This window comes from Mesorhizobium sp. P2_F8 (genome assembly GCF_056403655.1).
The window spans coordinates 97,742-121,730 of the sequence record NZ_JBFUFB010000015.1 but is presented as its reverse complement, the minus strand read 5'-3'; the positions used below and the strand labels follow the sequence as shown (position 1 = coordinate 121,730).

The following is a 23,989-nucleotide window of genomic DNA, read 5'->3' as shown; positions in this document are numbered from 1 at the left end:
TGATCATTACCCCTTGGCCAGCAGAGCACCGATGAAGGGGGGGCCCGCCCCCGAGGCAGCGGCGGCCGCGTTATCGCCAACCGTCATGCGATGTTCAATGGACAGCACCCGGAGGAGCGGCACACCAATATCGGAGACTAGCTTGACGAGGTCCGCCTGCCGCGTCGTGTTGGTCTTGGCATAGATGCGGCCAAGGTGGGTCTTGATCGTGTTCTCACCGACCCCGAGCGACAGCGCACTCTTCTGCGTGGTCAGCCCGCCACCCACGGCCAGCAAAACCCGCACTTCCGCCGGCGTGAGATCGAATAGTGTCGTCAGCACCGCCTCTGAGGGCGGCGCGGCCGAGGTTGTCGTCGAGATGAAGACGGCGGCGCATGCGGGACGGAAAGCCGCGCGCGCGGTCCCCTCGGTCAAAGGCAACACATAGGCAACGGCTGGGGGCTGGCTGGCCGCGGACAAGGGCAAGCCGATGCCGCGCGCGCCAAGCGAGGCATCGGCGTGAGCGGCTCCCGATATCGCTTCCAGCAGGGCGCGGCCCGTTATCGGATTTTGTGCCTGGAGGATGCCGTTTCTGGAAAAGATGGGGTGCTGTGTCGAGAGCATCGCCTCGGCACGGCCGTTCGCATAAAGGATCGCGCCATCCGCGCTGGTAAGAACGACGGCGGTTGCAAGATTGTCGAGCGTCGCGCGATAGAGACTGGCGGTCACGCGCGCCTGATCGAGCAGGTCGCCGATCAGCGAAGCGCGGCGCAAATGAGGAGAAAGCAGCGCCATAAAGCGCTGCTCCTCCGCAGTGACGGCACCCCTGCTCGCGCGTGTCGTGAAGCTCACGAGGCCGATCCGATCCGAGGTGTGCACGAATTTGGTGATGCAGCCCTCGCGCAAGCCCTGCGGGCCAGCCCAGTTCCGGTAGAAAGGTGACTGGTGAAGTTCGGCTTCAGTCATGCTCGACAATGTCGACAACGGTGTGTCGATGTCGCCGACGACCACGGCGTTCAGACCTGGAATGTCCTCGAAGCCGTAGTCCTGCTGCAGAACCCGCATTTGCTCCGCATCCCAAGGCGATTGGGCCGCGAAACGGCCATACTGATCGCCGGGATCAGCCAGCGCGATGGTTGAATAGGCGGCGTCCACGGCCTCCGTGAGTCGGACCATGACGACGGTCCAGAACTCCGAATTGAGTGCGCTATCGTAGATGTCGCCGATGATCGACGAAAGCAACTCGTTGCTCAGCCTGTACATTTGCCCCTGCCCAACAGAGCCTTCCCTTTTTGTCAGTCAGGGATACCGCACGCCCTGCCTATACCASCATGGCCCTGAAAAGCTCAACGCAAGCCGAAGGATTTCCGAGACCTCATTCTTTCGGGTGACGACATTGCAACACGCCAGGCCTAGTGGGCGGCACAAGGCAGGTTCCAGAGCGCGTCAATTCAAGGCGCCCTGGCCCTGAGTAGCGTCGGATTCCAAGACTGCGTCCAGGCGCAAGGACTCAGGAAAACGTCTGCTTCAATTGAGAATCAGCTTTGACGGGGGTCAGCATGTCGGTTTGGAATGGTCTTGCAGGTGGCGCGTGGTTCACCGCTTCAAATTGGACTGGCGGCGTGCCTGACGCAATCGGTGCTACAGCGGATTTCAGCAATCTAGGTGTCAGCGTCACGCATCACATCGACCTGGCGGTTCAAGGTCCGTTCACGGTCGGCACCTTGAACCTGGCGAGTTCCGCCATCGAGAATTACAGTCTCGAACACGGCTCGCTCATCATGAACAAGGCGGGCGGTGCGATCATCAGCGTAACGTCGACCTCCAATCTACAGGCAACCGTGCTGGCGTCTTCGCTGACGCTGCAGCTCAATGCGGCAACGTTGATCGCGACGACCGGAACCAACACGACCCTCGACGTTCAGGCGCAGATTACTGGAACGGGACTCCTAACCAAATCCGGCCTCGGCACGCTGAAGCTGTCTGATGCGACCAACAACTGGTCGGGAGGAACGCAGATCAATCAAGGCACAGTTTCGTTTGGCGCCGCTGCGTTCGGAACGGGAGACATCACGTTCGCCGGCGACAGCATCTTCCGGGCTGCAGGCAGCACGACGCTTGCTAACGATCTGGTCGAACTCGCCGGCGTTTCAACATTTATCAGGGCACAGACGGGCACGTCACTTTCGTTGACCGGTACCTTCGCGGCGCTCGGCGGCGCCGGGACCGCCGTGCATTTTGGCAGCGCGACGGATAAGGGAACGATTTACTTTGGCTCAAGCAGCATCACCGCCAATGATGCGGGCTCGCTTGCCATTGATGGCGGCACGCTGAGAGTGGACAAGGCGTTCGCGTCCTTCACCAACGGGCTGGCCAACACCAATATCGCGGCCGGAGCGGTTCTCGACGCCAATGGCTACTATCTGGAACTGAACCATCTGACCGGGGCGGGCTTGATCACCAACAACGGCCTTTCCGATGTTGTCGCTAACGTCTATGAGGCCGGCAGCTCCATCTTCTCGGGCGTTTTCGCGAATAGCGTGAGCCATACAGGGTTAAACAAGATCGGCACCGGCACCCTGACATTGTCAGGCGCCAACACTTACTCCGGCACGACCACTGTCGCGATCGGAACATTGCGGGCGGGAGCCGACCACGCCTTCAGCGCCACCAGTGTCGTCGACGTAAAAGCTGGCGCGACGCTCAATATCAGCACTTTCGACCAAACCATCGCTGGACTGACCGGCAGCGGCGAAGTCCGGGCCGATACTGTTACCGCGGCGACCTTGACGACGAGTGTAAGCCTTGACGACGTGAGGGAGTTTGCAGGCGTGATCTCGAACGGCTCGGCGGTATTTGGCGAGCTCAACCTGATAAAAAGCGGCGCGGGAACGCAGGTTCTGTCAGGCCTGAACACCTACACGGGCCAGACTACAATAGCGGCGGGAACATTAGTGCTGTCCGGGTCGGGTTCGATTGCCGATTCATCCGGACTGGCGATTTCTGCAGGGGCCACTTTCGTTCTCGGCGGGCTGTCGGGAAACAGCGCGTCGTTACGGGCATTGGCGAATGCCGGCACCGTCAGCTTCGGCGGAACGACGTTGCATCTCGTCGATCAGTCAGCCGCCCTGGGAGGCACATATTTAGGGTCGGGCTTCACCGATGGTCTTCACATAGACCTCGATGCGACAGCGTCGAATTTCAGCCTCTCGACCGCAACTTTCACCAACTGGGCAGATTTTACTGACCAAATTGCCATCGTTGGCAATGGCCTTGCCAATACGATTACCGGGTCGTCCCATGCCGATACCATTGGTGGCGGCCTCGGCAACGACGTGCTGATCGGCGGAGGCGGCGAGGACAATCTGAATGGTGGCGACGGTTCGGATACGGCCTCCTATGCAAGCGCTGCCGCAGGCGTCATTGCGAACCTCTCAAATCACAAGGTCAATACCGGTGACGCCAACGGCGACAGCTATACCCTCGTCGAAAACCTGACCGGATCGAGCCATGCGGACCAGCTCTACGGCAACGATGTTGCCAATATTCTGGATGGCGGCATCGGTGCCGATACCATGACCGGCGCACAGGGCAGCGACTCATACTACGTCGACAATGCCGGCGACATCGTCAGTGAGAGCACCGCCGGTGCCGACGGCACCGACACCGTCAACGGCTATATCTCGATCAACCTCGGCGATGGCAACCACTTCACGGGCAACATCGAGAACGTCGCGCTGCGTAGCGCGGCCTCCATCGACGCCACCGGCAATAGCCTGGCCAACGTGCTGACCGGCAATTCCGGCGACAATTTGCTGGACGGCAAAGGCGGCGCCGACACGATGAGCGGAGCGCAGGGCGACGACACCTACTTCGTCGACAATGCCGGCGATATCGTCAGTGAAAGCACCGCTGGCGCCAACGGCACCGATACCGTCAACGGCCACATCTCGATCAACCTCAGCGATGGCAACCACTTCACCGGCAATATAGAGAACGTGACGCTGCTCGGTGCCACCTCGATCAACGCCACCGGCAACAGCCTGGCCAACGCGATGAACGGCAATTCGGGCGTCAACACGCTCACCGGCCTCGGCGGCAACGACACACTGGATGGCAAGGCGGGCGCCGACACCATGCAAGGCGGCATCGGCAACGACACCTACTATGTCGACAATGCCGGCGACCATGTCGTCGAGCTCAACGGCGAGGGCACCGACAATGTCCAGGCCTTCGTCTCGTTCAACCTGTCGGGACAGGAGCTCGAGAACCTGGCGCTGCGCAGCGCGGCCTCGATCAACGGCACCGGCAACTCGACCGCCAACATCATCACCGGCAATTCCGGCAACAACGTCATCAACGGCCTGCTCGGCAATGACACGCTCTCCGGCAGCACCGGCAACGACAGTTTCGTCTTCACCACGGCGCTGAACGCCTCGACCAATGTCGACCACATCACCGACTTCTCAGTGGTCGCAGACACCATCCACGTCGACAATGCGATCTTTGCCCCGCTTGGCGGCAACGGCACGCTGACGGCCGACCAGTTCGTCAAGAACACCACTGGCCTTGCCGGCGACGGCAACGATCATATCATCTACGAGACCGATACCGGCTGGCTCTATTATGACAGCAACGGCAGTGCCGCGGGCGGCTCGACCCATTTCGCCACGCTGGCCGCCAACCTGGCGCTCACCAACGCCGATTTCGTGGTGATTTAGCCAGGCAGATTTTCACGCTCGCACAGCCAAATGATCTCGGCTGTAAATGATCGTCACTGGACAAGGATCGAACCCAGACGGGTCGCCTACACAAGGCTATCATGTCGCCTGCGCCAGCAGCGCCTCGACCTCCTGCAACGTCGGCATGGACGGCGCGGTACCGGGCCGCGTCACGGAAATACCGGCAACGGCGCAGGCGAAACGCACCGCCTGCAGCGGCTCGACACCGCGAGACAGCGCTGCGGCGAGGCCACCGTTGAAGGCGTCGCCCGCCCCCGTGGTCTCGACAACCGCCCCCGCTCTGACGGCAGGAACATGCTCGGAGCGGTTCTTGGAGTGCAAAAGCGCGCCCTTGTCACCGAGCGTGACGATGACCGTGCCGACGCCCTTTTCGATCAGGCTTGCGGCGGCGGCGCGCGCCTCATCGAGCGAGGAGACCTTCATTCCGGTCAATTCCTCCGTCTCCGTCTCGTTGGGCGTGAGATAGTCGCACAGCGTGTAGATGCGGTCGGGAAGTTTTGCCGCCGGGGCCGGGTTGAGGATGGTCGTCACCCCTGCCCCGCGCGCGATCTCCAGCGCCCGCAGCGCGGCATCGATCGGTTGTTCGAGCTGGGTGACGAAGACGCCGGCGCTGCTGATCAGCGTGGCATTGGCTTCGATATCGGCCGGCGAAATCAGCATCGCCGCGCCGGGACTGACGATGATGGCGTTGTTGCCGGTCGTCTCCTCGACGAAGATGTAGGCAGCGCCGGTGTAGCTTTCCGGCGTGTCGATGACGGCATCCTTGACGCCTGCTCCGGCCCAGGTCTGCCTCGCCATGTCGGCGAAGGGATCGACGCCGAGGCGGGTAAGGAAGGTGACGTCGGCGCCGAGCTTGCCGGCAGCGACCGCCTGGTTGGAGCCCTTGCCACCCGGCCCCAGCTTGAACGAGTTGCCGAGGATCGTCTCGCCCATGCGTGGCTGGCGATCGGCGCGGTAGGCGGTGTCGGCGACGAACACACCAAGGATGACGACAGGCTTGCCCGAGACCATGCCGCTACTCCGCATCCGGCGGCACAACGCCCTTGCGGAAGGCGAAGCAGCCATAGAAGCGGCGCTCACCGGTCTGGATGACGCAGTAGGCCTGCTTGGCGCGCTCGTAGAAAGCGTAGCGCTCGACCGCGATCATCGGCCACGATTTGCCTTCGGCCTTGTCGATTTCCTTCTGCACTTCCTTTTGCACGGGCGGGATCTCGTCCGGTTTGCCAACGATCTCCATGCGCGCCGCGGCATCGTCGACGAACGTATCCAGCGGGTAGAGCGACAGCACGGCCTTGGCCACGTCGGCGGCCGGTGCGTCGATGCGCAGCAGGCGGCCGAGCGCCGTCTGGCGCGCCACCGAATCGGCCGGAAAATTGGTGTCGGCGATGATCAAATCATCGCCATGGCCCATCGCCCGCAATGCCTGCAGCACGTCGGCATTGAGCAACGGATTGATCCCTTTGAGCATGGTATTCCTCGTGAAGTCGGTTGGAGATCAGAGACGCTTGCCGGTCTCGGCGTCGAATAGATGGATCTGGTCGAGCCGTGGCTTCAGGGTAAGCGTGTCGCCCGGCTTGAAGTCGTGGCGTTCGCGAAACAGTGCCACCATCTCACCCTCGCCGAAGCGCAGGAACACCAGCGTTTCCGAGCCGGTCGGCTCGACCACCGAAATCCTCGCCGGCACGCCATCGGGATGGATCTCGAGATGCTCCGGCCGCACGCCGTAGACGACGGCTTGCCCGTCCCGCGCGGCATTGTCCGATGCGATCGGGAACAGCGAGCCTGATATCTCGACGCCGGCCTTGCCGCCCTTGCGCATGGTGCCCTTGAGCAGGTTCATCGAAGGCGAGCCGATGAAGCCGGCGACGAAAAGATTGGCCGGCCGGTCGAACAGTTCCAGCGGCGCGCCGACCTGCTCGATGCGGCCGTCGCGCATGACGACGATCTTGTCGGCCATTGTCATGGCCTCGATTTGGTCGTGGGTGACGTAGATGGTGGTGGTCTTCAGCCGCTGGTGCAATTCCTTGATCTCGGTGCGCATCTGCACGCGCAGCTTGGCGTCGAGGTTGGACAGCGGCTCGTCGAACAGGAACACCTGCGGATTGCGCACGATGGCGCGGCCCATTGCCACGCGCTGGCGCTGACCGCCTGAGAGCTGCCGGGGATAGCGCTTCAGGTAGGGATTGAGGTCGAGGATGTCGGCGGCGCGCTTGACCCGCTCGGCGACCACGGCCGGATCGGTTTTCCGCAGCTTGAGGGCAAAGGCCATGTTCTGCTCGACCGTCTTGTGCGGATAGAGCGCGTAGTTCTGGAACACCATGGCGATGTCGCGCTTGGCCGGCGGCAAATGATTGACGATGCGGTCGCCGATGGCGATTGTGCCCCCGGAGACGGTCTCCAGCCCGGCCACCATCCTGAGCAGCGTGGACTTGCCGCAACCCGAAGGACCGACCAGCACCACGAACTGTCCGTCGGCGATATCGACGCTGACTTCGTGCAGAACCTTGACGGTTCCAAACGCCTTGGCCACCTTGCTGATTGCGACTTGCGCCATATCTCCCCCATCGGCTCCACTGCCGTAGGCGCAGAAGCTAACCAACGCAATCGGTCAGGGCAAGTCAGTCTCTTATAGATAAAAACCTGCCCTCGTTGACACGGCGTTTGGTTGTGAGAATAGTGACAGGGTGCTGGTCCAAAGTCGGAACCAGATCCGCAATCGGAGCTTCAATCGACGCAGGGTGGGGTCCTGCCAATTCGTTTCCGAGCCGGGCGTATCGCTGGCGCTCCAGCGTCCGACAGAATGGCCACATCCATTCACACTGAATTCTGGGAGGAATAGTCGATGAGAACAGGTCTTTACGATAAACTGGTCCGTGCCGGCGCCACAAGGCGCGACATCTTGAAGGGCGCGGCCAGCATGGCTGCGATCGCGGCCGCATCCGGCGCCGGGCTCGGCGCTTTCACCCGGCCGGCTTCCGCCGCAAGCGAACTGCGCTCGAAGATTCTGCAGATCCCCGGCGTTGGCAAAGGTCAGCCGACCGACGCCGACTTCCAGAAGGTCGGTGAACTCTGCCTCGAAGCGACCAAGGCCAACGTCAAGGAAGGCGAGTTCGCCGGCGTCGAGCTGACCTTCATGGGTCTCAACAACCAGAACCTGCACAATGTGCTGTTCCGTGGCTTCCTGAAGCCGTGGGAAGCCTATACCGGTGCCAAGATCAGCTGGATCGATCTGGCGCAGGCCGACTACAACGCCCGCCTGCAGCAATCGATCGCCACCGGCACCGTCGACTTCGACATCATCGAGATGGGCGCGCCGTTCGAAGGCGATGTCTGCGGCAAGGGCCTGACGTCCGAGATGCCCGACTGGGTCAAGAAGCAGATCGATTTCGACGATCTGGTCAACTATCTCAAGCCTCCCGTCGGCACCTGGGATGGCAAGCAGTATCGCGTGACCATTGACGGCGACACGCACAATTTCAACTACCGTACCGACGTGTTCGCCGATGCCGACCTCGCCAAGGCCTGGAAGGATGGCGGCGGTGAAGGCGAGTGGGGCGTGCCGAAGACCTGGCAACAGGTCCAGGCGGTCACCAAGTTCCTCAAGGGCAAGAAGTTCAAGGGCCAGGACGTCTATGGCTATCTCGATGCGCCCAAGCCGTGGGGCGGTTTCGGCTTCTACTTCCTCGGCAGCCGCGCCACCGCCTACGCCAAGCATCCCGATGACAAGGCCTGGCTGTTCGACGCCGATACGATGAAGCCGCGAATCAACAACCCGGCCTGGGTGCGGGCAATCCAGGACGTCATCGACGCGCTGCCGAACGAACCGGCGGACCAGATCAACGCCGACCCGAACACCACCGGCTTCCAGCAGTTCCTGGCCGGCACCGGTTCGATGATCCCCTGGTGGGGCGACATCGGCTCCAACGTCAAGACCAATGATTCCTCGGTCATCGGCGACGTCACCGGCTTCTCGATCCTGCCCGGCTCCGACGACGTCTACAATTCCAAGACAGGCAAGTGGGAAAAGCTCGCCAGCGGGCCGAACTACTCGCCGAACTGCGCCTATCTCGGCTGGGGCGTCTATGTCATGGCCCGCGTCGATGCCGACGAGAAGAAGAAGAAGGCGGCATGGTCCGCGGCCGCCCATCTCGGCGGCAAGGACCTGTCGATCTGGACGGCGATGTATCCGTCGGGCTTCCAGCCCTATCGCAACTCCCACTTCGACATTCCGGAATGGGTGGCGGCAGGCTACGACGAGGCCTTCATCACCTCGTACCTGAAGTCGGAAGGCGATTCGTACAACCATCCGAACGCGGCGATCGAGCCGCGCATCCCTGGCATCTTCCAGTACTACAGCGCCGCCGAGGATATTCTGGCCAACACCTTCGCCGGCAAGATGAAGGCGCAAGAAGGCGCAGACGCCATCGCAGCGGCCTGGGAGAAGCTGACCGACCAGATCGGCCGCGAAAAGCAGGTCAAGCTCTACAAAGCTTCGCTCGGCATGTAGGCTATTGTGAAACCGTGGTCCGGCGGCAACGCCGGACCACAGCAGACCGGCTCCGGCTCCTCGATGAGCCTTCAAACGGGCGAGATTTGTGACTGACCCGACTTCGACCGCGAACCAGTGGCCGGCAGATGCCGACCCTTCCGATCTGATTTCGCCCGGCCGAAAACGCCTCGGTTGGGCGCTGATGGCTGTCGCGACGCTTGGCCTGCTGGCGGTGATCGTGCTGGAGATCCTGTACAAGACCGAAGCCGATACCATCGGCTTCGAGACGTGGCGCCCTGTCGTCTATGCCTATGTTCTGTGGGGCGTGGCGCTCGGTATCGGCCAGGTGCTGACACGCGGCGAGGACGGCCAGCGTGCTCTGTTCCTGCTGCCGGCGCTGCTGTTTACCATCGCCATGGTGATCTTCCCGACGCTGTTCGGTTTTTATATCGCGCTGACCGACTGGAACCTCAGTTCCTTCAGCGGCCGCAAATTCAATGGGCTCGCCAATTTCTGGCAGATGCTCGGCGATCCCTACTACCGCAACGCGCTGTTCAACATGGTGCTCTATGTGCTCGCCGTGCTGGTCGAGTATGTCATTGCCTTCGGCCTGGCGCTGTTGCTCAACGCGCAGATCCGCGCCCGCAAATTCTTCCGCGTCGTCTTCCTGATGCCGCTGATGCTGTCGCCGGTCGCGGTGTCGTGGATGGTCGGCAAGTCGCTGATGGAATACCGCTTCGGGCCGGCGGCAACGTTGGCGCGCTATCTCGGCTGGGAAAACCCGGCTTTCTTCAGCGACCCGATCATCGCCCGTATCTCGATCATGGTGCTGGATGCCTGGACCTTCATCCCGTTCATGATGATCATGCTGCTCGCCGGCCTGCAGGCAATGTCGCGTGAGATACTGGAAGCGGCACGGGTCGACGGCGCGAATGCGTGGCAGACCTTCTGGCAAGTCACCTTCCCGCTGATGCTGCCGGTGTCGGTGACGGCGGTGATCCTGCGCATCATCTTCAAGCTGAAGCTTGCCGACATCATCATCACGGTGACGTCGGGCGGTCCGGGCGGCGCCACCGATTCGGTATCGAGCTTCATCTACCGCGAATATCGCGACCGCTCGAATGTCGGCTACGGCACCATGCTGGCGATGGTCTATCTCATCATCATCGTCGTGTTCGTGACCTGGCTGCTGAAATTCGCCAACCGCTTCGTGCGCAACGTCAACTGAGCGGCCGGGATCATGAGCGTTCAAACCACCGAGTACACCGTTTCCGAAATCCGCTCTCCGGCGAGCTTCATCACCAGCCGCGTCTTCATCTATGGCGCGCTGGTGTTCTGGGCCTTCATCTGCCTGTTTCCGATCTACTGGACGATAACCACCTCGTTCAAATCGGCGGTCGACGTCACCCAGGGCCACCTGATCCCGTTCGTCGACTTCCAGCCGGACTGGAAGGGCTGGCGTTCTCTCGGCCTGTCGCCGGATTCGATCTTCCAGACCTCGACGGTGCGCGATGAGTTCTTCAAGCGCTTCATGAACTCGGTGATCACCTCGGTCGGCGCGTCGAGCCTCGCCATCATCATCGGCAGCCTCGCCGCCTACGGCCTTACCCGCTATCGCTACCACTTCGCCTGGTTCAAGAACGAAGACATCTCGTTCTTCTTCCTGTCGCAGCTGATCCTGCCGCCGGTGGTGCTGGCCTTGCCCTTCCTGGTGCTCTACCGGGAGGTCGGCCTGCTCGACACGCGCGTCGGACTGATCCTGCTCTACACGCTGATGGTGCTCCCGATCGTCATCTGGATCATGCGCGACCAGTTCAATTCCATACCGGTTGAGCTCGAGGAAGCAGCCCTCGTCGACGGGCTGTCGATCTGGGGGGCTTTCTTCCGGATCGTCATGCCGATCGCGCTGCCGGGCATGGTCGCCGCCTTCATCCTGGCGATGGTGCTGTGCTGGAACGAGTATTTCTTCGCTGCGCTGCTGACCTCGACCGACGCCAAGACAATTCCGGTCATGGTGGCGAGCCAGACCGGCTCGCAAGGCATCAACTGGTGGTCGATGGCAGCGCTGGCCACTGCGGCAATTGCGCCATTGGCCGTCATCGGCATCGCGCTCGAGCGCTATCTGATCATGGGCATGACCGCGGGCGCGGTGAAATAGGCGATGGCCGCCAAATACTGGTTCGCGCGCAACATCCGCGTTGGCCACAAGGGCTACGACCGCTACGGCAAGGGCGTCATGCCGATCGCCTGGCAGGGTCGCGCCGTCATCGCCGGCTTTGTGCTGGCGATGGTGGGAGGCGGCCTGTCTATGCTGCTGATCGTGCTCCACACCAGGACATTTCCGCTCGGCATCGCGCTGTTTGCCATCCTTGCCATTGCCGGCGGCGGCACCTTCATCTGGGCCGTGGCGACCAAAAACGATTCGGACAAGTCGATCGCCGACTATAGGGCGGAGCGGCAGAAAATCGGCGGTTAGCTCCTCAGGATCGCGCGCAAATGATCCATGATCATGGCGACCCCCTTTTGCCCGAGCTCGGCCGAAGCGTCCTTGGCGGTCGCCGTGTACCAGCTCTTGTTGTCTTCGAAGTGACTGGCATCGACAGCTTCCGGGCATAGCGCCAGCATCAGCGAGGTCTCGCCGATGCCGGCATGGTCGAACGGATACTTGCCGTTCATTGCCGCCGACATCAGCGGATGCACCTGCACCCAGTTGAAGAAATTTCCGCCCTCAGCGTGCGCGGCATAATAGTTAGCCATCGCCTCCGAGCCCCACCAGCCCTCGCCCCGCTCTTTTTCGAGGAAGCGGAAGATCGCCTGCCGGCCGGCGGTCTTGAAGGCGAGATCGGTCGGCATGCCGGCGGCGAAATTCTCGGTCTGGTGGTGGATGATGGCGTGGATGTTGCGAAAGCCGATGCGCAGCAGGCCGTGGAACAGCTCTTCGCCGAATGGCGCCAGCGCGTTGCCGCCGACCTGCACCGAGCCACTGCCTTCCGGCGCCGCCACGGCGTAGCTTGCCGCACCATAGTAAAAGGGCGGCAGGATGACGATGTCGCGCTCCTTCTCGAACAGCTCCAGCGTCTTGATGACGGCCAGCGTGTCCATGCCGACGGCCATGTGCTCGCCATGGTATTCGAGCACGCCGAGTGGCAAGGCGACCGGCCAGTTCTCCGCGATCGCCTTGCGGATCTGGTGCGGCAGCATCAGTTCGTAGCGCATGATCTATTCCATGTTGGTGTGGCGGGCGCGCATCGCTTCCGGCGAAGCGCCGATCAATTCCCTGAGCTTCAGCACCATCACCTCGAACAGCAGGAACAGCGCCCCTTCGAACACCGAGCCCATCGGCAGCACCGACGTTTTCTTGGTCCCCTGGTCGTTGGCCATGGTCTGCGCGGGGATGAGCAGCGTGAAATCGGCACGCTTTGCCGCACGGCTTTCGGCCTGGGCTGTCAGCAGCAGGTTCGTTGCGCCGGCACCGTGCGCGACCTGCATCAGGGTCAGCACGGTCGAGGTTTCTCCCGGTCCTGAACTGGCCAGCAAGACATCGCCCGGTCCCAGCGGCGGCGTGTTCATGTCGCCGACCACCGAGACCGGCAGGCCGAGATGATAGAGCCGCATGGCAAAGCCCTTGACCTGTAAGGCCTCCCGGCCACAGCCGTAGACGACGATCTGTTTGGCGCCGGCCAGCATCTTGCAGGCGGCGTCGATGCGGCTGCCGTCGACGCGTGCCAGCACGCTGTCAAGCTCGCCAAGCGCGGTCCTGAACGGATTTTCGCTGTTGTCGGTCACGGCGAACCTGGCATCGAAATCATCCCGGGGATTGTCGCTCTTGCTTCGACGAACAGCTTGGTTCGCTCATGCTAGCAACCGCGAAAATGCGTGTCCAACGATCCGCAACGCTTTTGCCGAGCCACAGGCATGATAGTGTCATGTCAGACAAATCAAGTGAGGCAGACAGCAGAATATGAAGACACGGCACTTCGACCGCACCGGCAATGGCGGCATCCCTTTTACCGAGCTCGGCTTCGGCACCGCGCCGCTCGGCAATCTCTACCGTGCCGTCTCGGACGAGGACGCCAACGCCACGCTGGAGGCCGCCTGGGCGACCGGCTGCCGCTACTATGACACCGCGCCGCTCTATGGGCTGGGCCTGTCGGAAACGCGCCTCAATCCGTTCCTGCGCTCCAAGAAGCGCGATGACTATGTGCTGTCGAGCAAGGTCGGCCGCATCATGCGCGCCTGCCCGCCGGAACAGCGCACCGGCATCGGCAAGTTCTTCGACACGCCGTCGCGCCGCGAGGTTTACGACTACAGCTATGACGGCGTCATGCGTTCGTTCGAAGCCTCGCTTGAGCGCCTCGGCGTCGACCGCATCGACATCCTCTTCGTGCACGATGTCGACATCTTCACCCATGGCAGCAAGGAAGCGGCCGACCGGCGTATCGAGGAGTTCATGCGCTCGGGCTATTACGGGCTGCTGTCGCTCCGCGACCAGGGCGTGATCAAGGCGTTCGGTGGCGGCATCAATGAGTGGCAGGTTGCCCAGACGCTGGCCGAGCGCGGCGATTTCGACCTGTTCCTGCTTGCCGGGCGCTATACGCTGCTCGAACAGGAGGCGCTGGCGTCCTTCCTGCCGCTCTGCCAGGCACGCGGCATCGGCATCGTTCTGGGCGGTCCCTACAACTCCGGCATTCTGGCGACGGGGCCGAAGCCCGGCGCGTATTACAACTACTCCGAGGCGCCACAGGATATCATGGAGCGCGTCGCGCGCATCGACGCCGTCTGCAAGCGCCATGGCGTGCGGCTGATCGAGGCTGCCCTGCAATTCCCGCTGCAGCACCCGTCGGTGGTTTCGGTGATCCCCGGCGGCCAGCGGCCGAGCGAAGTCGAGAGCAACCGCTCGCTGCTCGACGCAAAGCTGCCGGCAGCGCTTTGGGCCGATCTCAAGCAGGAAGGCCTGATGCGCGCCGACGCGCCGAATGGCTAGTGCACGTATCGCCCAAAATTGGACCCGGTTTTGGGATAACGGCATGCATAAGAGTAAAGACCCAAAGCGCGTCGCCTGAATCCGTTCACGGTACACGACCCAGGCGTGTTTTGAGATCATCCCGGATCGTGCGGAGCCAGGGGGTCAGCCCTCTACCCCTGGCGGCCATCACTGTTGATTGTCCTGATTTCGCCGCAACACCTTGCGTACCACCAGTGCAATTCCGATGGCGAGCAGAACGATCCCGGCAGCCATATATCCCGTCGATGCGGCCCGGTAACCCGATGCCGCCAGCAGGAAGCCAATGACGATAAAGACCAATCCGGCAAGCTTGTCGATCAACAGGTTCATTTCCGAACACCCCTAGGCATGGGGAACCTCTTCCCGACGTGGAGCAGCGCCGCCAATGTCCTAGGGTGCAGGATAGTATGGCCAGGACCCTCGGTCGAGCGCAAAAAGCGGAATCGCGCCAAGCGCCCCTTCATCCCGGTTCTCCGGACGTGCGAGTTTGGCTGCTTCGCGCCCTCATTTTCCGGGACGGCATGACCCAGAGATCGTCCACTCCAGGCCCGGCAAAAGAAAAGCCGGGCAAGCCGGCTCTTCTTGTCGCGTGTACCGGCGTCGGGCACAAAAAAGAAAAGCCGGGCAAGCCCGGCTTTTCTGGTCTCTGAAAAGAAAAAGTCGCTTAGTTGACCGCGTCCTTGAGGCCTTTGCCGGCCGAGAACTTCGGCACGGTACGCGCCGGGATCTGGACTTCGGCGCCTGTCTGCGGGTTGCGGCCCGTCGAAGCCGCACGCTTTGACACGGTGAAATTGCCAAAGCCGACAAGCCGGACATCGCCGCCCTTCTTCAGTTCGCCGGTGATCACGGAAAACACCGCGTCGACCGCCGACTGTGCGTCACCCTTCGAAATGCTCGCGGCGTCGGCGACAGCGGACACCAGTTCGTTCTTGTTCATAAAAATTCCCTTCCATGAGAACACCGGAACTTACGACTCATCCGGCAGGAAACGGACTTTAGAAAGAAGCGTTCCCGCAACCAAGTCGAAATGCCCAAGAAAAAGCGGAAAAAGCCCGGAATTCCGGGGTTTTTCACATGAAAAAGCCGGGCGCGAAGCCCGGCTCTCTGTTTGTGCACTGCAACCTTAGCGAAAACTTACGCATGACCCCGAAAACCGTAGCCGGTTTTCGGAAGGGACCATGCGCAAGTCCCGAGTGTCAGAGCGTCCTTTGCGCGTCCAGGTGGACGCGCGCCGCCGCTCTAATGTGCAAGCGTCTTGCCGGCATCGTCCGCGGTGTCGGTCGTCGCCGGCGGATTGACAGGTTCGACCCACTCGATCGGCTCCGGCATACGCACCAGCGCGTGGCGCAACACCTCACCGACCCGCGAGACCGGAATGATTTCCATGCCGTTCTTCACGTTGTCCGGAATCTCCGCCAGGTCCTTGGCGTTGTCTTCCGGGATCAGCACCTTCTTGATGCCGCCGCGCAACGCGGCAAGCAGCTTCTCCTTGAGGCCACCGATCGGCAGCACCCTGCCGCGCAGCGTGATCTCGCCGGTCATCGCCACATCGGCCTTGATCGGAATGCCCGTCAGCACCGAGATGATCGCGGTCGCCATCGCCACGCCAGCCGACGGTCCATCCTTGGGCGTCGCACCTTCCGGCACGTGCACGTGGATGTCGCGCTTGTCGAACAGCGGCGGCTCGATGCCGAAATCGATGGCGCGCGAGCGGACATAGGAGGCCGCCGCCGAAATCGATTCCTTCATCACGTCGCGCAGGTTGCCGGTCACCGTCATGCGGCCCTTGCCGGGCATCATGACGCCTTCGACCGTCAGCAGCTCGCCGCCGACTTCCGTCCAGGCAAGCCCGGTAACGACACCGACCTGATCGTCAGCCTCGACCTGGCCGAAGCGGAAGCGCGGGACACCGAGGTAGTCGGCGAGGTTCGCCGCCGTGATGTTGACCGTCTTCTTCTTCGTCTTCAGGATCTCGGTCACCGCCTTGCGCCCGAGCTTCATCAACTCGCGCTCCAGACTTCTGACGCCCGCTTCACGGGTGTAGGTCTGGATGATGGCGCGGATCGCGTCCTCGCCGACGGAGAACTCCTTCGGCTGCAGCGCATGGTCGCGCACCACCTTCGGCATCAGGTGCCGCTTGGCGATCTCGATCTTCTCGTCCTCGGTGTAGCCGGCGATACGGATGATCTCCATGCGGTCCATCAAGGGCGCAGGGATGTTCAGCGTGTTCGCCGTCGTCACGAACATCACGCTCGACAGGTCGTATTCGACCTCGAGGTAATGGTCCATGAACGTCGAGTTCTGTTCCGGATCGAGCACCTCGAGCAACGCCGACGACGGATCGCCCCGGAAGTCCTGGCCCATCTTGTCGATCTCGTCGAGCAGGAAGAGCGGGTTGGACTTCTTAGCCTTCTTCATCGACTGGATGACCTTGCCGGGCATCGAGCCGATATAGGTGCGCCGATGGCCACGGATCTCGGCCTCGTCACGCACGCCGCCGAGCGCCATGCGGATGAATTCGCGACCGGTCGCCTTGGCGATCGACTTGCCGAGCGAGGTCTTGCCGACGCCGGGAGGGCCGACGAGGCACAGGATCGGCCCCTTCAGCTTCTTCTGGCGGCTTTGCACGGCAAGGTACTCGACGATGCGGTCCTTGACCTTGTCGAGACCGAAATGATCGGTGTCGAGCACGTTCTGCGCGAAAGCCAGGTCCTGCTTGACCTTGGAGTTCTTGCCCCACGGGATCGACAGGATCCAGTCGAGATAGTTGCGCACGACGGTCGATTCCGCCGACATCGGCGACATCGTCCGGAGCTTCTTCAACTCGGCTTCCGCCTTTTCGCGGGCCTCCTTGGAGAGCTTGGTCTTCTTGATGCGCGCCTCGATCTCGGCAGCCTCGTCGCGGCCGTCCTCGCCTTCGCCGAGTTCCTTCTGGATCGCCTTCATCTGCTCGTTGAGGTAGTATTCGCGCTGTGTCTTCTCCATCTGGCGCTTGACGCGCGAACGGATGCGCTTCTCCACCTGCAGGACGGAGATTTCGGCTTCCATGAAGCCCATCGCCTTTTCCAGCCGCTCCTTGACCGAGAGCGTGGCCAGCATTTCCTGCTTCTCAGGAATCTTGATGGCGAGATGCGACGCGACCGTGTCGGCGAGCTTGGAATAGTCGTCGATCTGGCTGGCGGCACCCACCACTTCTGGCGAGATCTTCTTGTTCAGCTTGACGTAGTTCTCGAAGTCGGTGACCACCGAGCGAGCCAGCGCCTCAACCTCGACCTCTTCCTCTTCCGGCTCGACCAGCGCCGTGGCGCGGGCCTCGTGGAAGTCGGGACGGTCGGTGAACGAGACGATTTTCGCGCGCGAGGCGCCTTCGACCAGAACCTTGACGGTACCGTCCGGCAGCTTCAGCAATTGCAGCACATTGGCGAGCGTGCCGATGTCGAAGATGGCATCGGGCTCGGGATCGTCGTCGGCTGCATTCATCTGGGTGGCAAGCAGGATCTGCTTCTCCTGACCCATCACCTCTTCCAGCGCCTTGATCGACTTTTCACGCCCGACGAAGAGCGGAACGATCATGTGCGGGAACACCACGATGTCGCGCAGTGGGAGGACTGCGAAGACGCCGTCGCTGGGAGCCTTGGATATTTTGGCCATTGTCCAACCTTTCATGTCGCGGCCGCCAATCAGCCAACCGCGAATCTCATATTAACGACCGGGGATCGTTCCGCCTACCACCGTTTATGACGGGAGTTTTACAGCACAGAAATCGGGCACCTCGGCCTTCTCCAGTTAGTTGGATGCACGATCCACAAAGATCAAGAGGCCCGTACAAATCCGCTCCTCCAACTTGCCCGCAAGTGACAGATTTGTGACTGCAAGACCGTGCGCAGCCGCAAAACCCTGCGTGACAGCAAAACGGCGCCTTGCGGCGCCGTTTCAAAATTCCGCTGTGGGCTCATGTCAGGCGCTGACATTGCCCTTCTTTTCCTTCTGCTCGGAGTAGATATAGAGCGGCCGGGCACTGCCGGTAACCACCTCTTCCGAAATAACCACTTCGCGCACGCCTTCGAGCGCTGGAAGTTCGAACATCGTGTCGAGCAGGATCGCTTCCATGATCGAGCGCAGGCCGCGCGCCCCGGTCTTGCGCTCGATGGCGCGCTTGGCGATCGCCGACAGGGCGTTCTCGTGGAAGGTCAGGTCGACATTCTCCATCTCGAACAGCCGCTGATACTGCTTGACCAGCGCGTTCTTCGGCTCGGTCAGGATCTGGATCAGCGCCGGCTCGTCGAGGTCCTCCAAGGTCGCCAGGACCGGCAGACGGCCGACAAATTCGGGGATAAGACCGAATTTCAACAGATCCTCGGGTTCGACCAGGCGGAAGACATCGCCAGTGCGGCGATCCTCGGGCGAAGCGACGATGGCGCCGAAGCCGATCGAGGTCTTCCGGCCGCGATCCGAGATTATCTTGTCCAGCCCGGCGAAGGCGCCGCCGCAGATGAACAGGATGTTGGCGGTGTCGACCTGCAGGAATTCCTGCTGCGGATGCTTCCTGCCGCCCTGCGGCGGCACGGAGGCGACCGTGCCTTCCATGATCTTCAGCAGCGCCTGTTGCACGCCCTCGCCCGACACGTCGCGGGTGATCGAGGGATTGTCGGACTTGCGCGAAATCTTGTCGATCTCGTCGATGTAGACGATGCCGCGCTGCGCCCGCTCGACATTGTAGTCGGCCGACTGCAGCAGCTTGAGAATGATGTTTTCGACATCCTCGCCGACATAACCGGCTTCGGTCAGCGTCGTCGCATCAGCCATGGTGAAGGGCACGTCGATGATGCGGGCCAGCGTCTGGGCCAGCAGCGTCTTGCCGCAGCCGGTCGGGCCGATCAGCAGGATGTTTGACTTGGCAAGCTCGACATCGTTGTTCTTGCCGGCATGCGCGAGGCGCTTGTAGTGGTTGTGGACGGCCACCGACAGCACGCGCTTGGCGTAGGGCTGGCCGATGACATAATCGTCGAGAACCTTGAGGATCTCCTGCGGTGTCGGCACGCCCTCGCGCGACTTCACCATCGAGGTCTTGTTCTCCTCGCGGATGATGTCCATGCAGAGCTCGACGCACTCGTCGCAGATGAAGACCGTCGGACCGGCGATCAGCTTGCGCACTTCGTGCTGGCTTTTGCCGCAAAACGAGCAGTAGAGCGTATTCTTGGAATCGCCGCTGTTGTTGCCGACCTTGCTCATTTTCATGTCCTTTCATGGCCGCCCGCCGATGGTCTGGCTGAAAGGGCGCATACTCTCATCTATCGCGGGAATCCGCCGCCGCCAGTGTCCGGCTCCTGCAACGCATTCCGTACGAAACACAAATCAGAAAACGTGGCAATGATTCGCGACAGCCCCGCATAAAGCTAAGCCGCCGAAACTCAACATAGCCTTAACGTAGGCAATCCTGGCCCCCGAGGGAACAGCCAATTGTGGCCGAAATGCCGCAAGATGCGCCAAAAGCGCGTGATGCCGCCATCCAACTGCCAACTAGCCCTTATGCCACGGCGCCTTCTACCGGCTCGCGCGACGAAATGACCTTGTCGATGAGGCCGAAATCCCTGGCTTCGTCGGCGGTCATGAAATGGTCGCGGTCGAGCGTCTTTTCGATCTCTTCGTAGCTCTTGCCGGTGTGCTTGACGTAGACCTCGTTGAGGCGACGCTTCAGCTTGATGATGTCCTGGGCATGGCGCTCGATGTCGGACGCCTGGCCCTGGAAGCCGCCGGAAGGCTGGTGAACCATGATGCGAGCGTTCGGCGTGGCGAACCGCATGTCCTTGTGGCCGGCGGTCAAAAGCAGCGAACCCATCGAGGCCGCCTGGCCGATGCAGAGCGTCGACACTGCCGGCTTGATGAACTGCATGGTATCGTAGATCGCCATGCCCGAGGTGACGACGCCGCCCGGCGAGTTGATGTAGAGGTTGATTTCCTTCTTCGGATTCTCGGCTTCCAGGAACAAAAGCTGCGCGCAGACCAGCGTCGCCATGCCGTCCTCGACCGGACCGGTGATGAAAATGATGCGCTCCTTGAGGAGGCGCGAGAAAATGTCGTAGGCCCGCTCGCCGCGATTGGTCTGTTCGACCACCATCGGAACGAGGTTCATGTAGGTTTCGACGGGGTTCTTCATCAGTTATCTCTTATCTCGCGGTGGGATTCCGGCGCCGGGAAGGCTGGCAGATCGGTCAGAATCGGTTCTGGATCGTCATTCCGTAAATAGGATGCCGGCTCATCCTTGTGCAAGGCCGACCCGTCCTAGCCATCTGGGTAAGTCGAATCAAGGTTATTCACGGGCATCACCGACCCGTGTCGTCATCGTTTGGCGATGTCATCACCATTCGTAGCAATTTCTTAACCGAATTGCTTAACGAAATACGGCAAATCCCCCTTTTACCCGACGCCGCTTCCCCTACAATCCAACGTTGAACCGTCATTGTGCCGTTCAACAGGGGGAGTGTCATGTTCAGGAAAACCGCATGCTTCGCCATTGCCGGGCTGACCGTGCTCGGCACGATTTCGCAAACGGCGGCCGGCGGCCGCTCCGTCGAATGCTATGAACCGGTCCGCACGCCTGATGTCTACGACACGGTCTACGAAGACGTGCTGGTCAGTCCGCCCGGCCAGCAGGTCGACTATATCCCGGCCATCTATGGCACCCGCGAACGCGTGGTGATGACGGTTCCGGCGCAAGTGACCTACGAGGTCGTGCCTGCGGTCACCCGCACCGTCTACCATACGGTCCAGATCGATGATGGCGGCTATTCCTGGGAATGGCGCGTCATCCATGGCCGCAAGGTGCTGTGCAAGATCTGGCACAAGGCGCGCTACGGGCGTGTCGCCGAGACCGTGGTGATCCAGCCCGAACGCACACGGCGTGTCGTTACCCCGGCGCAGTATGACAGCATCGCCGAGGAGGTTCTGGTGCAGCCGGAGCAAAGGCGCATCATCAATGTTCCCGCCTCTTACCGGACGGTCGCGCGGCGCGTGCTGGTCCGCGAAGGGTCATCCGGCTGGCGGCGCGTGCATATTCCCAGGCACTGCAATGGATAGTCTTGGCTGGATCGTCATCGCCTTTGGTGCGGCTGCGGCTTATCTCTTCCTGCGACACGACCTGTACGACGCGGCGGTGCTAAAATGGAAAAGCCCATCTGGACCCGATGGATACTACCCTTATGCGGCGTTCTTCGGTTTTCTAACGATCGCAGCAGTGGCGCTTTTCTTTTACGCCTCCGGCTAGCGCGCTGTCTTACGAGGGTCCGTTCAGGCCACCTCCGCCCGCAGCCATGCCTTCAGGCCGGCGATGTCGCCGTCACCAATGGCAGCGGCAACGCGCCGGCCGACCGCAGCACCGAATTTGTAGCCATGGCCGGAGCAGGCCGAGACGATCAGGCATCTGCCCTTCTCGTGCGCCATGAATTTCTCGTCGGCGGTGAAAGTGTAGGCGCAGGTGACGACCTCGGTCACCTCATACTCATCGATGCGGGCGATCGGCGGCGAAAACAGGTTGCGGATCGCCTCCCCCTCGCCCGGCACCGGCTCACGGTTCCAATCGGCGTCGCTGGTCGGCACCCTGTGGAGCCCGGAACCGAATTTCATGCCGGCGCCGCCGGAGGGCGGGATAACGTAGCCGTCGACCGTGCCGCCGATATCGAGGACGACCGGCGCTGCCAGCCAGGCGGCCTTTAGGTCCGCCGGCGGTTCGACATAGGCAAGTGCCGTTCGATAGGTCTTCAGTTCGCCGTCCAGTTCCGGGAACAGTTTCAGCACCCAGGCACCGGCGGCGACGACGATGCGATCGGCCTGCATGGTTTCGCCACTTTCGAGCGCGATGTGGCCGGTTTCCTCGTCGATTTCGACGACCTTGCTGTTCTCGTAGACATTGGCGTCATTGGTCCGCAGCCATTTGGCCAGGCCGGAGGCGATCTTGCGGCAGTGCAGCGCGCCGCCTTCGGTCGAAAAATAGGCATAGCGGAACGAACCAGCCTCAAGAAACGGCCAGCGTTGCGCGGCCGCATCCGGCTCCAGCAAGTCGAAGGGGAAATTCCCCTCCTCCAGGCCCTCGCGGTATTCCTCGGCCTCGTCTCCCGGCTCACGCGAGATGCAGACAAAACCTCTCGGATCGAGGTGGCTTTCGCCGAGATCGGCCCACATCTCGTCCCAGGCCTGATAGGCTTCGGTGATCAGCCGGCCATAGCCGGTACCGGCCCGGTAGGCGCGGCGGATGATGCGGTGATGGTCGCCTGATGCCGCCAGCGGGTTGGGGATCGGTCCCTGTTCGACGATCGAAACGCTGTGGCCGGCCTTGACCAGCGACCACGCGGTGGAAAGACCGGCAATGCCCGCGCCGACAACGATCACATTCATCAGTTCAGTCTTTCCGCAGCCATATGGCTGGCTCAACGCATTGGGCTATCGGGCGCAACATACGGTCTGGAACCGGGCTGGCAAGCCGCGCTATTGGTCTGGCATGACCAAATTGACACCACCTTATCTGGCCTTTGATCCAGCCACTCGCCACTTGCGGCTCGATCCGCACGAGCCTGCCTTTTTTCAAGATCCTTACGAGGCCTATGCCTTTCTGCACGGCACCTCGAATGCATTCTTCTGGGAAGAGTTCGGCTTCTGGTGCTTTGGCGGCTTCGACGAGGTCAACCGGCTGCTGCGCGACCGCCGCTTCGGCCGCCAGAACCCGGCCGGCATTCCAGACAGGCGCGGTGTCGGCCAGGACCGCAGTCATCTCAGGGCATTCGACGGCATCGAGGCCAATTCGATGCTGGAGTTGGAGCCACCGGTGCACACGCGGCTGAGAACGCTGGTCAACCGCGCCTTCGTCTCGCGCCAGGTCGAACGGCTGCGGCCACGTGTCGAAGCGCTCGCCAACGAGTTGATCGACCGTTTCGAACCCGACGGAGCTGTCGACCTCTTGCCCACCTTTGCGGCGCCGCTGCCGATCACCATCATTGCAGAAATGCTCGGCGTGCCGGTCGAGATGGGGCCGCAACTGCTCGACTGGTCGCACCAGATGGTCGCCATGTACATGCATAGCCGCACGCGCGAAACCGAGGAGACGGCCAACCGCGCTGCAGGCGATTTTGCCGATTTCCTGCGCGGCCATATCACCGAGCGGCGCAAGAACCCCGGTGACGACCTGCTGTCGCTGCTGATCTCGGCGCAGGAGGACGGCCAGAAGCTGTCGGAGGACGAGATGGTGTCCTCGGCGATCCTGCTGCTCAATGCCGGCCATGAAGCGACCGTGCACCAGACCGGCAACGCCGTGCGCTCGATCCTGGCGCAAGGTGGCGATCCCCGTCGCTTCTTCAGCTCACCCGAAGCGACCGCGGCGACAGTGGAGGAGTGCCTGCGCTTCGACGCGCCACTGCACATGTTCACGCGCTACGCCTATCAGGAGTTCGAAGTCGCGCCAGGCATCGTCGTACAGCCGGGCCAGACGATCGGGCTCCTGCTTGGCATGGCCAATCATGACCCGCGCGCCTTCGCCGAACCGATCGCCTTCAACCCGGATCGCGCCGACCAGAAGAACGTATCCTTCGGCGCCGGCATCCATTTCTGTATCGGTGCGCCGCTGGCCCGGCTCGAATTGCAGGTATCGCTGAAAACCTTGTTCGACCGGCAGCCAAAGCTGCATCTTGCCGAACCGCCGCGCTTCCGCGACACTTACCACTTCCATGGGCTGGAAACGCTCGCCGTCGGCTTCTGACGATCGCGGGCCTGGGGCTGCGACATGTG

Annotated in this window: 22 protein-coding genes; 10 read left to right on the top strand and 12 right to left on the bottom strand. The window is 61.9% G+C overall.

The features are described from left to right. Nucleotides 1-6: 6 nt before the first annotated feature. Complete coding sequence (locus AC1DZP_RS29615) at nucleotides 7-1,242, bottom strand: helix-turn-helix transcriptional regulator (RefSeq protein ID WP_477307279.1); 1,236 nt, start codon at nucleotides 1,240-1,242, stop codon at nucleotides 7-9. Between the two features lie 359 nt (nucleotides 1,243-1,601). Between AC1DZP_RS29615 and AC1DZP_RS29610 the strand changes: the two genes are divergently transcribed. Then, nucleotides 1,602-4,700: a beta strand repeat-containing protein gene (locus tag AC1DZP_RS29610; protein WP_477307277.1), complete on the top strand. Its 3,099-nt coding sequence runs from the start codon at nucleotides 1,602-1,604 to the stop codon at nucleotides 4,698-4,700. A 99-nt stretch (nucleotides 4,701-4,799) separates the two neighbouring features. On the opposite strand, the gene rbsK is transcribed toward AC1DZP_RS29610, so the two are convergent. From rbsK to AC1DZP_RS29595, 3 genes are read right to left on the bottom strand one after another with little or no spacing between them, the layout of a single operon-like run. Next, the gene (gene rbsK / locus AC1DZP_RS29605) at nucleotides 4,800-5,732 is read right to left on the bottom strand and encodes a ribokinase (RefSeq protein WP_477307275.1); all 933 of its coding nucleotides are present in this window, start codon (nucleotides 5,730-5,732) and stop codon (nucleotides 4,800-4,802) included. 4 nt (nucleotides 5,733-5,736) lie between these two features. Then, nucleotides 5,737-6,189 carry an RbsD/FucU family protein gene (locus tag AC1DZP_RS29600; protein ID WP_457154674.1) on the bottom strand — a complete coding sequence of 151 codons (453 nt, stop codon included), beginning with the start codon at nucleotides 6,187-6,189 and terminating at the stop codon, nucleotides 5,737-5,739. Nucleotides 6,190-6,216: 27 nt separating this feature from the next. Next, nucleotides 6,217-7,275 carry an ABC transporter ATP-binding protein gene (locus tag AC1DZP_RS29595; RefSeq protein ID WP_477307273.1) on the bottom strand — a complete coding sequence of 353 codons (1,059 nt, stop codon included), beginning with the start codon at nucleotides 7,273-7,275 and terminating at the stop codon, nucleotides 6,217-6,219. 288 nt (nucleotides 7,276-7,563) lie between these two features. Between AC1DZP_RS29595 and AC1DZP_RS29590 the strand changes: the two genes are divergently transcribed. The 4 genes from AC1DZP_RS29590 to AC1DZP_RS29575 all read left to right on the top strand — a co-directional run bounded on the left by AC1DZP_RS29590 (nucleotide 7,564) and on the right by AC1DZP_RS29575 (nucleotide 11,686). Next, a complete protein-coding gene (locus AC1DZP_RS29590) occupies nucleotides 7,564-9,228 on the top strand; it encodes an ABC transporter substrate-binding protein (protein WP_477228801.1) in 1,665 nt (554 codons plus the stop codon). A gap of 88 nt (nucleotides 9,229-9,316) precedes the next feature. Continuing rightward, a complete protein-coding gene (locus AC1DZP_RS29585) occupies nucleotides 9,317-10,438 on the top strand; it encodes a carbohydrate ABC transporter permease (RefSeq protein ID WP_477228802.1) in 1,122 nt (373 codons plus the stop codon). A gap of 12 nt (nucleotides 10,439-10,450) precedes the next feature. Next, nucleotides 10,451-11,368: a carbohydrate ABC transporter permease gene (locus AC1DZP_RS29580; RefSeq protein ID WP_457153676.1), complete on the top strand. Its 918-nt coding sequence runs from the start codon at nucleotides 10,451-10,453 to the stop codon at nucleotides 11,366-11,368. A 3-nt stretch (nucleotides 11,369-11,371) separates the two neighbouring features. After that, nucleotides 11,372-11,686: a hypothetical protein gene (locus AC1DZP_RS29575; protein WP_477307271.1), complete on the top strand. Its 315-nt coding sequence runs from the start codon at nucleotides 11,372-11,374 to the stop codon at nucleotides 11,684-11,686. Here the strand turns inward: AC1DZP_RS29575 and AC1DZP_RS29570 are convergent. Next, nucleotides 11,683-12,426, bottom strand: a complete 744-nt coding sequence (locus AC1DZP_RS29570) for a creatininase family protein (protein WP_477307269.1) — start codon at nucleotides 12,424-12,426, stop codon at nucleotides 11,683-11,685. The genes AC1DZP_RS29575 and AC1DZP_RS29570 overlap by 4 nt on opposite strands. 3 nt (nucleotides 12,427-12,429) lie before the next feature. Then, on the bottom strand, nucleotides 12,430-12,996 hold the full coding sequence (locus tag AC1DZP_RS29565) for an SIS domain-containing protein (protein WP_477307267.1): 567 nt from the start codon (nucleotides 12,994-12,996) through the stop codon (nucleotides 12,430-12,432). Nucleotides 12,997-13,171: 175 nt separating this feature from the next. On the opposite strand from AC1DZP_RS29565, the gene AC1DZP_RS29560 reads away from it, so the two are divergent. Beyond that, nucleotides 13,172-14,194 carry an aldo/keto reductase gene (locus AC1DZP_RS29560; RefSeq protein ID WP_477307265.1) on the top strand — a complete coding sequence of 341 codons (1,023 nt, stop codon included), beginning with the start codon at nucleotides 13,172-13,174 and terminating at the stop codon, nucleotides 14,192-14,194. 168 nt (nucleotides 14,195-14,362) lie between these two features. Here the strand turns inward: AC1DZP_RS29560 and AC1DZP_RS29555 are convergent, their stop codons facing one another. Next, the gene (locus AC1DZP_RS29555; protein ID WP_457153672.1) at nucleotides 14,363-14,545 is read right to left on the bottom strand and encodes a hypothetical protein; all 183 of its coding nucleotides are present in this window, start codon (nucleotides 14,543-14,545) and stop codon (nucleotides 14,363-14,365) included. A 77-nt stretch (nucleotides 14,546-14,622) separates the two neighbouring features. On the opposite strand from AC1DZP_RS29555, the gene AC1DZP_RS29550 reads away from it, so the two are divergent. Next, nucleotides 14,623-14,865 carry a hypothetical protein gene (locus tag AC1DZP_RS29550; protein ID WP_477307261.1) on the top strand — a complete coding sequence of 81 codons (243 nt, stop codon included), beginning with the start codon at nucleotides 14,623-14,625 and terminating at the stop codon, nucleotides 14,863-14,865. A 14-nt stretch (nucleotides 14,866-14,879) separates the two neighbouring features. Here the strand turns inward: AC1DZP_RS29550 and AC1DZP_RS29545 are convergent, their stop codons facing one another. From AC1DZP_RS29545 to clpP, 4 genes are all read right to left on the bottom strand, one after another. Next, the gene (locus AC1DZP_RS29545) at nucleotides 14,880-15,152 is read right to left on the bottom strand and encodes an HU family DNA-binding protein (RefSeq protein WP_023798342.1); all 273 of its coding nucleotides are present in this window, start codon (nucleotides 15,150-15,152) and stop codon (nucleotides 14,880-14,882) included. A 302-nt stretch (nucleotides 15,153-15,454) separates the two neighbouring features. Further along, entirely contained in the window at nucleotides 15,455-17,866 is a 2,412-nt protein-coding gene (gene lon, locus AC1DZP_RS29540; protein ID WP_184870800.1) for an endopeptidase La, read from the bottom strand. 306 nt (nucleotides 17,867-18,172) lie between these two features. Beyond that, nucleotides 18,173-19,447, bottom strand: coding sequence for an ATP-dependent Clp protease ATP-binding subunit ClpX (gene clpX / locus AC1DZP_RS29535; protein WP_023759839.1), 1,275 nt, complete (start codon nucleotides 19,445-19,447; stop codon nucleotides 18,173-18,175). 295 nt (nucleotides 19,448-19,742) lie between these two features. Beyond that, nucleotides 19,743-20,372 carry an ATP-dependent Clp endopeptidase proteolytic subunit ClpP gene (gene clpP, locus AC1DZP_RS29530; protein ID WP_095081259.1) on the bottom strand — a complete coding sequence of 210 codons (630 nt, stop codon included), beginning with the start codon at nucleotides 20,370-20,372 and terminating at the stop codon, nucleotides 19,743-19,745. 329 nt (nucleotides 20,373-20,701) lie between these two features. On the opposite strand from clpP, the gene AC1DZP_RS29525 reads away from it, so the two are divergent. Further along, on the top strand, nucleotides 20,702-21,292 hold the full coding sequence (locus AC1DZP_RS29525; RefSeq protein ID WP_477307259.1) for a hypothetical protein: 591 nt from the start codon (nucleotides 20,702-20,704) through the stop codon (nucleotides 21,290-21,292). Further along, entirely contained in the window at nucleotides 21,285-21,479 is a 195-nt protein-coding gene (locus AC1DZP_RS29520; protein ID WP_477228808.1) for a hypothetical protein, read from the top strand. Before AC1DZP_RS29525 ends, AC1DZP_RS29520 begins: the two co-directional genes overlap by 8 nt. 23 nt (nucleotides 21,480-21,502) lie before the next feature. Here the strand turns inward: AC1DZP_RS29520 and AC1DZP_RS29515 are convergent, their stop codons facing one another. Next, nucleotides 21,503-22,606, bottom strand: a complete 1,104-nt coding sequence (locus AC1DZP_RS29515; RefSeq protein WP_477307257.1) for an NAD(P)/FAD-dependent oxidoreductase — start codon at nucleotides 22,604-22,606, stop codon at nucleotides 21,503-21,505. Between the two features lie 103 nt (nucleotides 22,607-22,709). On the opposite strand from AC1DZP_RS29515, the gene AC1DZP_RS29510 reads away from it, so the two are divergent. Continuing rightward, complete coding sequence (locus AC1DZP_RS29510; protein WP_477307303.1) at nucleotides 22,710-23,960, top strand: cytochrome P450; 1,251 nt, start codon at nucleotides 22,710-22,712, stop codon at nucleotides 23,958-23,960. The last annotated feature ends 29 nt before the right edge of the window (nucleotides 23,961-23,989 follow it).